The sequence below is a fragment of the Bacteroidales bacterium genome (assembly GCA_013314715.1).
In the GTDB taxonomy this organism is placed as follows: Bacteria; Bacteroidota; Bacteroidia; order Bacteroidales; family GWA2-32-17; genus Ch61.
On record JABUFC010000001.1, the window covers coordinates 57,684 to 68,521 of the forward strand.

Consider the following 10,838-nt stretch of genomic DNA (forward strand, 5'->3'; position numbering starts at 1 on the left):
GCTATTGAGTTAAAAATATTATAGTTCTTTCTTTGTAGAAAAAAAATGAGAAATTTTTTTTTAATATTGGTTTTCTTGATGGTCTTTAAATTTGTATTTGCTAAAGACAGTTTAATTGTTTTATCGAATCGTTTTAATTTAACTTATGATGTTTATTCTAACTTATATGGAGGTATAAGAAAAGGTACTGTTTATCGCAATTTAATGCAAATGGGAACTGAAATAAGTTCCAAATATTTAAAAAATACATTACTTAATATTAAAATAGCAAACGCTGGAGGTCAATCACCCTCAAGCAATTTGGTTGGAGATTTACAAACCATTTCAAATATTGATGCTGATGTTAGTTTATTTATTTATGAATTATATTTACGATATGTAAAAAATAAAACATGGTTAAAATTTGGTATTCATAATTTAAATGAAGATTTTGTACTGTGTGAGCATGCTTCCGATTTAATTAATAGTTCGTTTGGTATTCCTTCGTTAATTACTGTAAATAGCTTTGCTTCGGTTTATCCAAAAACAACTTTAGGATTGAGTTTTAGTCATGATTTTTCTATATTAAAGTTAAAAACAGCTGTTTTTGATGGTTTTCCAGATAAATTATATCGTAATGATTTAGCATGGGGAATTCATTTATATGATGGTATTGTTCATATTTTGGAGGTAGAAAAAAACGTAAAAAATAATTTATATCGTATAGGTTTGTATAATTACACAGGATGTTTAACGGAAAATGAAGCTAACATTCGTTTAGTTCCAAATCATTTTATTTATTCTGTTGTTTCAGGTAGTATTGATTCTTCAAAACAATACTTTATTCAATTTGCAAAAAGTTTAAAAGCGTCAATGCATCATTATTATTTAGGCACAGGATTTAAAATTAATTATACAATTCGGCGTATGAATCTTTCGAGTAACTTTGGTTTAGCATATGCAGGTAATACAAACAAATCAAAAGACGAAATTGTTTTAGAGTTTGCTAATTCGTTTCAAATTGCCGAAAAATATAAAATAACTCCCGATTTTCAATACATAATCAATCCTTCTGGCACCAATAAACATTTGTCCAATTCTTTTGTTTTAATTTTACGATGCCAGTTAATGGTTTATTAATAAAAATTTATGGGTGGCAATAATTCATCAAGCGAAAGGGTATCTGATTTCAGGAATTTTTTAGCTTCTCCTTTTAATTCTACTTGAGGTTGAAATGCATCGAATTCAGATTGACTAATCATTTGTTTACCGAGCATTCGATTGGCAACAAATTTTAAGAAATCTTGCACAGCAGGCTTTAGAGTTCCCGTAGAATCGAACGAAGAGGCAAAATGTTTTGGTTTGGGCACAATAGATGCCATAAATATGGCTTCGGGTAGGCTAAGTTCCGATGGTTTTTTATTAAAATAAAATTGACTTCCTTTTGATACTCCGTAAATACTTGGTCCAAATTCAATGATATTCAGATAGATTTCGAACATTCGGTCTTTGGAGCAAAGACGCATATTTTCGATAATCCATACAATGAGCATTTCTTCGAGTTTACGCGAAATGGTTTTGTGGCGGTTTAAGTACAAATTTTTTACTAATTGCATGGTAATGGTGCTACCGCCGCGTGCAAATCGTTTGCGTTTGAGGTTTTGTATCAACGCATTTTTAAAAGCTTCTTGAATAAAGCCTCTATGCCAATAAAAAGCGCCATCTTCGGTGCAAAGCAATGCGTTTCTTAAATAAGGCGAGATTTGTTGCAAAGGAACAAAATTCGGATTAGAATAGCTAACAAGAATTTGGTCTACCGGCTGTTCTTTTTCGTAAACGGTATGTACAAAATCGCTGTCGAGCTTGGCTAAATTTACGTTTCCGTAAGAGTATATCGATAGCTTTTCGGGTCGTAAATCCGATTCTAATTTGAGCGAATCGAGTAGCGAAAAATCGACTTCGAAATAGAGCTTATACGATAAGTTACCCTTTGCTTTAATGCCCGATGTGTTGGGGAATAAACCCTCAGGTAACGACGAAAAAAGCTCCTGAGCAGGGAAAGAAGGTTTGTTTATTTTTAATACGATATGTTTGGTAGGATAAACTTGAAAACGGATATACGGATTAAACGTAAGTTGATTAAAATGAACTTGACTGGTGCTGTCTAAAATAAAAGCATTTTCGGTTATCAGAATGTGGTAATCTAAACGTAGTTTGTCGAATTGGACATCGGAAAAAGATACAGCGGGCTGATTTACAAAAAAATGGAGCAATTCGCTTTGACCTGTTAAAAGCATATTACCACCTTCGGTAGTTTGATGGATTGAGAAAAAAGCAGTATCGAAGTGAGTTTTTAATTGTATTTTTTCAAAACCGGGAAAAAAATCTTTTTCATGGTATTTATTTACTACTTTGGAGTATATCGTTCTATCATCTGGCGAAATGAGGTTGGCCAATAAAAAATGTTGTTGATTTTTTTTATCTGAAATGGTAATGGGAAAATTGATTTTGTAATCGTGAATTTGGATGAAAGGAATGCTAATTTGAATATTGTTTTTTTCTTTGCGTTTAATTAAAACGTTGATATTCGAAATGTTTCCTTTTTCGGGCAAAATATCGAACAATGCTTTGAAAATTAGCGAAGAGCGTTCGGTATAGTCGGGGCGGGTGGTAGTTTTTTGGGTGGTGTCTGCATTTTTGCGTTTGAAAAGAGTAGAAAAATTATCGGTAGAATCGTATTTACATAAGGTCATAGTGGTGTTTTGCCAAAAAATATCTTTAATAGCAATATCGCCGAAAAGAGCTTTAAACGGTTTAATGGTAATGCTTAATGTGTCGATGGTGCCAATGGTATCGAATGGAGAAATAAAGTATATGCTGTCGAAATCGATTCGACTGATGCCGCTAAGTTGAAAATCTTTAATAATGATTTGCCCTATATGTGTTTCGTTAAAATGTTTGATTTTTGATTCTACAATATATTGAAAAAGGGTGTTTTTTAGTAATAATAAGGCAATAAACAAAAAAATAAAGGTCCCAAGCAGTCCGATGCCAATTTTTTTCAAAATTTTCTTGTTTATAGTTATGTTCATCTCACTAATAATAAAGTTTTTTTGACAAATAGTGGTTTACATAATCGTTCACACCATCTTCGAGTGAGGTAAAGGGTTGGTTATAGCCAATGGATTTTAATTTAGCCATTTCGGCTTGGGTAAAGTATTGGTATTTGTCTCTGATATCTTCGGGTGTGTCGATATATTCAATGTTTTCAGGAATATTCATGGCTTTAAAGGTGGCTTTGGCAAGATCGTTGAAAGAGCGAGCCTGTCCTGTTCCAAGGTTATAAATGCCTGAATTTTTTCTGTGGTTCATTAAAAAAAACAGCACATCGCAAACATCTTTTACATAAACAAAATCGCGTTTTTGCTCACCGTGTGCAATACCTTCTTTGTGCGATTTGAAGAGTTTCATTTTGCCGGTTTCTTTAATCTGATGGTAAGCATGGAAAATAACCGATGCCATTCGTCCTTTGTGGTATTCGTTGGGACCATATACATTGAAGAACTTTAGCCCAGCCCAGAAATATGGTTTTTGCGACTGCGATAGTGCCCATTGGTCGAACTCATTTTTTGAAATGCCGTAAGGGTTCAATGGTTTTAGTTGTGATATGATCGATTCGTCGTCGTTGTATCCCAATTCGCCGGCTCCGTAAGTAGCAGCACTTGAAGCATAAACCATGGGTAAACCGTATTCGACCGAGAGTAGCCAAAGTGTTTTGGTATAATTAACGTTAAGTTTTTGGAAAATTTCATAATTAAATTCGGTGGTGTCGGTTCTTGCACCAATATGGAAAATGAACTCAACAAATTTATGATTTAATTTAAGCCATTCGGGGAAAATATCGCGATGTATCTTTAACGAAAAATCTTTGTTTTGTAGGTTTTTATTTTTAGCTTCGTTCGAAAAATCGTCAACTAAAACCAAATCGTTGAAATGCTCGCTGTTGAGTTTTGAAATCATCGCACTGCCAATAAATCCGGCAGCTCCTGTTACTACTATCATAGTATTTTTTTCGCAAAGTTACTAAACCCTTATAATTTTTCACAATAGAATGATAAAAAAAGAGAATAATACCGTATATATTATCTAACCATTAAAATTGGCTATAAAATGTATCATTTCGTATAACTATTTTAGTATTTTTGTGCCAAAAAATTATGCTCAGAAAGCTTTGGAAATGGTTTAAGCGTTTAGTTTTATTTTTTTTTATTAGCAGCATATTTATGGTTTTGGTTTATAAGTGGGTGCCGGTATATGTTACTCCACTTATGATAATACGTTCAGTTGAGCAAATATTTTCAGGTGAAATGCCTCGTATGCACAAAAAATGGGTGCCTATCGAAGAAATATCGAAACATATGCCCAAAGCTGTTATGGCTGGCGAAGATCAGAATTTTATGAATCATTCGGGTTTTGATTTTAAAGCAATGAAGCGTGCATATGAGTATAATAAAAAAGGTAAAAAAATCAGAGGTGGAAGTACTATTAGTCAGCAAACAGCAAAAAATGTTTTTTTGTGGCCAGGAAGGTCGTATATTAGAAAAGCTTTTGAAGCATATTTTACTCTTTTAATAGAGTTATGCTGGTCTAAAGAACGTATTATGGAGGTATATCTTAATGTTATTGAAACAGGCGATGGAATATATGGAGTAGAAATGGCATCGCAAAAGTATTTTCATAAATCGTCTAAAAAACTTACCAAGTCGGAGGCTGCTGCTATTGCCGCCTGCTTGCCTAATCCTCTAAAATACAAGCCAACTTCAAATACAAAGTTCGTTAGTCGTCATAAATCGTTTATTTTGAGATATATGGGCAATATGCCGAAGGTCTCCGATTAAATCAATTTTTTTATTAAGATAGCTCATATAAAATTTTAAAAACATTTGTTTTTATTAGTTATTTTTGAAAAAAAAATGATCAGCAAAATCATTCGTTTTAGTGTTAACAATAAGTTGTTGATTATACTCACAACGCTTACCATTGCAGCATTTGGTATTTATTCAATTACTCAAATTCCATTAGGAGCAGTACCCGATATTACAAATAATCAGGTTCAAGTAATAACCACATCGCCCAATTTATCAACTCAAGATGTAGAGCAATTTATAACTTACCCAATTGAATTGGAAATGTCGAATTTACCCGGTATAAAAGAAATTCGTTCTATATCGAAATTTGGTATTTCTTTAGTAACATTAGTTTTTGATGACGATATAGGTACTTATTTACCTCGTCAGCTAATATCAGAAAAATTAAATACCGTAAGCGAAAAAATTCCTGAAGGATTTGGAAAGCCATCTATGGGACCTATCACTACTGGATTGGGAGAAATTTATCAGTACATTTTAGATGTAAAACCCGGATATGAAAATAATTATAGTGCGACTGACCTTAGAACCTTACAAGATTGGTATATTCGCCGTCAATTAGCAGGAATATCCGGAGTGGTAGAAATTAACTCATGGGGTGGGTATTTAAAGCAATACGAAATAGCCGTTAACCCTGAAAAGTTAAAAGCGTTGAATGTTTCTTTAATCGATGTTTATAATGCTCTTTATGCAAACAATAGCGTTGCAGGTGGAGCATATATTGAGAAAAACGACCAAAGCTATTTTATTCGTGGCGATGGTTTGATAAAGAATATCGATGAAATTTTAAAGATTGTAATTAAAACGAATCAGTCTATACCTATTCTATTAAGCGATGTAGCAGAAGTTAGACAAGGTTATGCTACACGTTTTGGGGCTATTACTGCAAATGGTCAAGGCGAAAAAGTATTGGGGCAAATAATGATGCTCAAAGGTGCTAATTCTAATTTGGTGATAAACGAAGTTAAAAATAGAGTAGCCGAAATTCAAAAACATTTGCCCGAAGGAGTTTTTATAAACCCTATCAACGATAGGAGCGAATTGATTGCTAAAACTACTTTTACGGTTTTAGAAAACTTAGTGTTTGGAAGTATTATTGTTTTTTTGATAGTGTTTTTATTGTTAGGTAATATTCGTTCATCAATTGTTATTTCATCGTTAATCCCTCTGGCATTGCTTTTTACCATTTCTATCATGTATTTAGTGGGTATTGATGTGAATTTGATGAGTTTAGGTGCCTTAGATTTTGGAGTTATTATTGACGGTGCAGTCATTATTGTGGAATATATTATGGTTCAGCTATGGCTACAAAAAGATCAGTATTTTGCAAGTCAAAGTGACTTAGAACGTAAACGAATTTTAAACGCTGTTTCATACGATAGCACTTCAAAAATGATGAATTCAGCTATATTTGGTCAGATAATAGTTTTAATTGTTTTTATACCTATTTATGTTTTAAGCGGAGTTGAGGGCAAAATGTTTAAACCCATGGCTATGTCGTTTAGTTTTGCTTTAGTTGGAGCCATCTTTTTTGGTTTTACATGGGTACCGGTTATTTCAAGTATTTTTTTAAAGCCAATAAAAAAACAAAAAATTACATTTTCGGATCGATTAGTAGCCTTTGTACACAGAATGTATGAGCCTGTATTAGCATGGTCTTATCGTCATAAATTATTGGTTTGGTTAACAGCTATTGCTTCGTTAGTATTTACCTATTTTTTATTTATAAACATGGGCGGAGAATTTGTCCCAACGCTCGATGAAGGTGATTTTGTTATTCAACCCGTTATTAAGTCGGGGACCTCGTTAAGTAAAACCATAAACCTAACTACACAAATGGAACAGATTTTATTGAAACAATTTCCTAACGAAGTAGATAAAATAGTTTCGCGAATTGGAGCCGCCGAAGTGCCCACCGATCCGATGGGAATGGAAGAAGTGGATATGATTATAAAACTAAAACCCAAAAGTGAATGGGAAATTACCGATAATAAAGAAGAATTAGCTAATTATTTTAAAAAGGCGCTATCGGTTATTCCAGGAATCGATTACGAATTTACTCAACCTATAGAAATGCGTTTTAATGAACTTATTACAGGTGTTCGTTCTGATTTAGCTATAAAAATCTTTGGCGAAGATATAGAACGCTTAAATCAGTTAGCTTTAAAGGTTAAATCATTAATAAAAGATGTACCCGGTGCTGCCGATATATCAATTGAAAAAACGGTAGGATTACCCCAAATGTTGGTTAGGTATAAACGCGAAAAATTGGCTCATTATGGAGTAAACATTAAAGATTTGAACTATATATTAAGCACAGCATTTGGAGGTGCCATTAGCGGTTCTTATTTTGAAGGAGAAAAAAGGTTCGATATTGTTGTTAAACTTCCGTTTGAGTATAGACAAGATATCGAAGATATAAGAATGCTTCCGGTGCCAATTGCCAATGATAAAATGGTGCCATTATCTGAGTTAGCAGATATTGATTATTATTCCGGACCGGCTAAGATTTCGAGAGAAAATACCCATAGACGCATTGTTGTAAATGTTAATGTCCGCAACAGAGACCTTCAATCGGTGGTAGTCGATATTCAGAAAATATTATCAAGTAATTTAAAAGTTCCACCTGGCTATAATATCCAATATGGTGGTCAATTTGAAAACCTTCAAAATGCTTTAAACCGTTTAATGTATGCCGTTCCCATTGCATTACTGTTAATTTTTATATTTATTCATTTTGCCTTACGTTCGCTCAAAAAGGCAGCTATGGTATTTTTGGCTGTTCCACTGGCCACAGTTGGCGGAGTAACATTGCTTTGGTTACGAGGTATGCCTTTTAGTATATCTGCAGGTATTGGTTTTATTGCACTATTTGGTATTGCAGTAATGAACGGCATTGTATTAATTGAGCATATGGACGAATTAGAGCATCAAGGAGTTAAAGATATTAAAGAACGTGTATTTAGAGCTGTTAAAGACCGATTACGACCGGTAATGTTAACGGCATCGGCAGCTGCATTGGGCTTTTTGCCTATGGCTATAAGCTCATCGGCTGGAGCAGAAGTACAAAGACCACTTGCTACAGTAGTAATTGGTGGGCTAATAACCTCTACCATGTTAACTTTAATTGCTTTACCTTTATTATATGCTTTCTTGGAATCTATTGAGTCTATACGTTGGTTTCCCTTTAAAATTATTAGAAAATCGTCTTTACCCATTATTCTATTTGTACTTTTGTTTTCAAATATGAATTCTTTTGCACAAAATAAAACGCTCACATTAGATGAAGCAATTAAGCGTTCTATCGATAATGCCATACAGTTAAAAAGTTCAGAACAACAAGTATTTTCTGCTAAGGCGTTGAAAAGAAATGTACTAGATATAGATAAGACAAAAATATACACTGAATTCGACGAAAATAATATTTCAGCCAATGGACATCCGTTACAAGTATATGGAATTGAACAATCATTTAAATTTCCAACCTATTATTGGGCTCAAAAGAAATGGTATAATACCCATTATCAGTTATATCAATTGAAATACGAAAAACAACGAAGGTTTATTGAAACTCATGTTACTTTGTTATATAGAAAAATTCAAATCTTCGAAGAAAAAAAGAAATTTCTAAAAGAAATCGATTCTTTATTTACTAATTATCAAAACCTATTGTCAAAAAGTTTTGAGCAAGGAAATAGCTCAAAATTAGATCTTTTAAATTTTCAACTAAAGAAAACGATGCTTCAGTCTGAAAATAAAAATACGGAGGCAATGTATCATCAATTACATAAAGAATTAAGTTGGTATGTGGGCGACTCTGTATTTACGGTTGAACCTTTTAATGAAATAAATTTAACGATATTGTCGGATAGTGTTTTAGCTTTGAATAATAAACAGTTAGAATTAAATAAAGAGTTGATATTTAATGAACTTAAGATTGAAAAAAATAAACTTTTGCCCGATATTACATTTCAATATTTTAGTGGTAGCAATGCTTATGAACCTCAAAAAAGATACATGGGTTATCAAATGGGGCTTAGTATTCCGTTATTTTGGGGAAATCAATCATCAAAAATAAAAGCTTTAAAGTTAAATACAGAAGCATATAACTTGTTTGTTCAATATAAACGGAGCGAACAAGTTATGAAACTAAAGCAAATGAATGAGCAAATTCTAAAGCAATTAAGCCTTGTAAATGAATTTAAAAAAGCGTTGGACGATAATGCAATGTTACTTTTAGAATTATTAAATAAAAACTTAAAATCGGGAAATAGCGATTATTTTAAATGGATTCAATCGATAGAAAATATTGTATCCCTAAAAAAAGAATACTACCAAGCACTAATTGACTTATATGTAAATTATTATGAATTTATACAGATGAATTATGAAGACTAAATTAACTATAATGATTGCAGTTTTTTTTCTGGCTTCATGTGGTACTCACAACGAAGAAAACAATGTGGCTAATACCGACAGTATAGAAACCATTGTTGTTACAAAAAAACAATTTGAGCAAGCCGAAATGCAATTAGGAAAAGTTGTTAAGCAATGCTTTCATGAGAAAATAAAAGCAAACGGAAAAATTGTTGCCTTACCCGAAGGAATGGTTAGTGTTAGCTTTCCTCTCAATGCTACCATTGCTAAAATATGGGTTTCTGATGGAAATTATGTAGAAAAAGGTAAGCCTATTATTACTTTGACCGGTAATGAAATTATTAAAATTCAACAAGAATATGCAACAGCTTTTTATAAATACCAATCTTTAAAAAAAGATTACGAACGTCAAAAAGAATTAGTAAAAGACAATATTGTTTCGACTAAGGATTTTCAACAATTAGAAATGGAATATAAAAATGCTCTTATCCAGTACAAATCTATGTTATCTGTATTGCAATTAATGGGCCTAAACGCATCAGCCATAGAAGAAGGAAATATTGAAAAAGAAATAAGCATAAAAGCTCCCATTTCCGGTATTGTTCAATTAAAAAACTTAATAGTGGGAAATTATGTACAACCGAATGTAACTCTTTTTGAAATGGTTGATCCAGCAAAATTACAAATATTAATTCCATTATTTGAAAAAGATGCAATAAATGCTCATATAGGTGATTCGTTGATTTTTTACAGAATAAACGAAAAAGATAAACTCTATTATGCAGTACTTACTTCGATTGGTAAAACGGTTGATAATGAGACTCATACCATTCGCGCATATGCAAAACCTATTTCATACGATAAAATTAATTTGTTTGTAAATTCATTTGTTCAAACAGAAATTTGGTATCACGATAAACTAAGCTGGTCGATACCAGAAGAAGCTTTAATTAAAGATAATAGCAATTATTATGTATTGGAATTAATAGATAAAAATGATTCTCAGTTTATATTTTTAAAACGAAATGTTCTTTTAGGAATAAGCGATAATAAACGATTTGAATTATTAGATAGTGTTAAAAATGATATTCTAATAAAAGGAGTTTCAATATTATTTTAAGTAGTATTTTGAAAATTAATTTTTTATTTAAAAAAAAAGGTTTACCTTTGTACAAGAAAGTGAGAAATTATTAGCTTTTGTTAATAAAATTCAAGACTTTCAAGTATTTATTTATTAATTATTAATTTTTATTTTTTTTATGAACATTTTTGTTGCTAATCTGAATTTTAAAATTCAGGACAATTTTTTGAGAGAACTTTTCGAAAATTATGGCGAAGTTAACTCAGCAAAAGTAATTATGGACCGTATGACCGGTCGTTCAAAAGGTTTTGGTTTTGTCGAAATGGCCAATGATCAAGATGCTCAAAACGCTATTAACGAACTTAACGGTAAAGAAGTTCAGGGCAAGGCATTGGTTGTAAAACAAGCTTATGACCGCGATAACGACCAACGTTCAAATCGTAGATAAAAGGTCTTTTTTCATTTGTTCAAGG

Annotated in this window: 7 protein-coding genes; 5 read left to right on the top strand and 2 right to left on the bottom strand. The window is 32.1% G+C overall.

Annotated elements, in window-relative coordinates:
- Positions 1 to 45: 45 nt before the first annotated feature.
- The gene (locus HPY79_00215) at positions 46 to 1,119 is read left to right on the top strand and encodes a carbohydrate porin (GenBank protein NSW44243.1); all 1,074 of its coding nucleotides are present in this window, start codon (positions 46 to 48) and stop codon (positions 1,117 to 1,119) included.
- Here the strand turns inward: HPY79_00215 and HPY79_00220 are convergent.
- Together HPY79_00220 and rfaD are read right to left on the bottom strand one after the other, a co-directional pair.
- A complete protein-coding gene (locus tag HPY79_00220; protein ID NSW44244.1) occupies positions 1,116 to 3,044 on the bottom strand; it encodes a transglycosylase domain-containing protein in 1,929 nt (642 codons plus the stop codon). The two genes, HPY79_00215 and HPY79_00220, sit on opposite strands and share 4 nt — an antisense overlap.
- Positions 3,045 to 3,075: 31 nt before the next feature.
- A complete protein-coding gene (gene rfaD / locus HPY79_00225; GenBank protein ID NSW44245.1) occupies positions 3,076 to 4,041 on the bottom strand; it encodes an ADP-glyceromanno-heptose 6-epimerase in 966 nt (321 codons plus the stop codon).
- A 155-nt stretch (positions 4,042 to 4,196) separates the two neighbouring features.
- Here rfaD and mtgA point away from each other — a divergent pair, with 155 nt between their 5' ends.
- The 4 genes from mtgA to HPY79_00245 all read left to right on the top strand — a co-directional run bounded on the left by mtgA (position 4,197) and on the right by HPY79_00245 (position 10,813).
- Entirely contained in the window at positions 4,197 to 4,877 is a 681-nt protein-coding gene (gene mtgA / locus HPY79_00230; protein ID NSW44246.1) for a monofunctional biosynthetic peptidoglycan transglycosylase, read from the top strand.
- 75 nt (positions 4,878 to 4,952) lie between these two features.
- Positions 4,953 to 9,305 carry a CusA/CzcA family heavy metal efflux RND transporter gene (locus HPY79_00235; protein NSW44247.1) on the top strand — a complete coding sequence of 1,451 codons (4,353 nt, stop codon included), beginning with the start codon at positions 4,953 to 4,955 and terminating at the stop codon, positions 9,303 to 9,305.
- A 10-nt stretch (positions 9,306 to 9,315) separates the two neighbouring features.
- On the top strand, positions 9,316 to 10,404 hold the full coding sequence (locus HPY79_00240; GenBank protein ID NSW44248.1) for an efflux RND transporter periplasmic adaptor subunit: 1,089 nt from the start codon (positions 9,316 to 9,318) through the stop codon (positions 10,402 to 10,404).
- A gap of 139 nt (positions 10,405 to 10,543) precedes the next feature.
- A complete protein-coding gene (locus HPY79_00245; GenBank protein NSW44249.1) occupies positions 10,544 to 10,813 on the top strand; it encodes an RNA-binding protein in 270 nt (89 codons plus the stop codon).
- Positions 10,814 to 10,838: the final 25 nt, after the last annotated feature.

Coding starts and splice junctions, on each gene's coding strand:
- HPY79_00215 (NSW44243.1), top strand. CDS start 46: ATGAGAAATTTTTTTTTAATATTGGTTTTCTTGATGGTCTTTAAATTT.
- rfaD (NSW44245.1), bottom strand. CDS start 4,041: ATGATAGTAGTAACAGGAGCTGCCGGATTTATTGGCAGTGCGATGATT.
- mtgA (NSW44246.1), top strand. CDS start 4,197: ATGCTCAGAAAGCTTTGGAAATGGTTTAAGCGTTTAGTTTTATTTTTT.
- HPY79_00235 (NSW44247.1), top strand. CDS start 4,953: ATGATCAGCAAAATCATTCGTTTTAGTGTTAACAATAAGTTGTTGATT.
- HPY79_00240 (NSW44248.1), top strand. CDS start 9,316: ATGATTGCAGTTTTTTTTCTGGCTTCATGTGGTACTCACAACGAAGAA.
- HPY79_00245 (NSW44249.1), top strand. CDS start 10,544: ATGAACATTTTTGTTGCTAATCTGAATTTTAAAATTCAGGACAATTTT.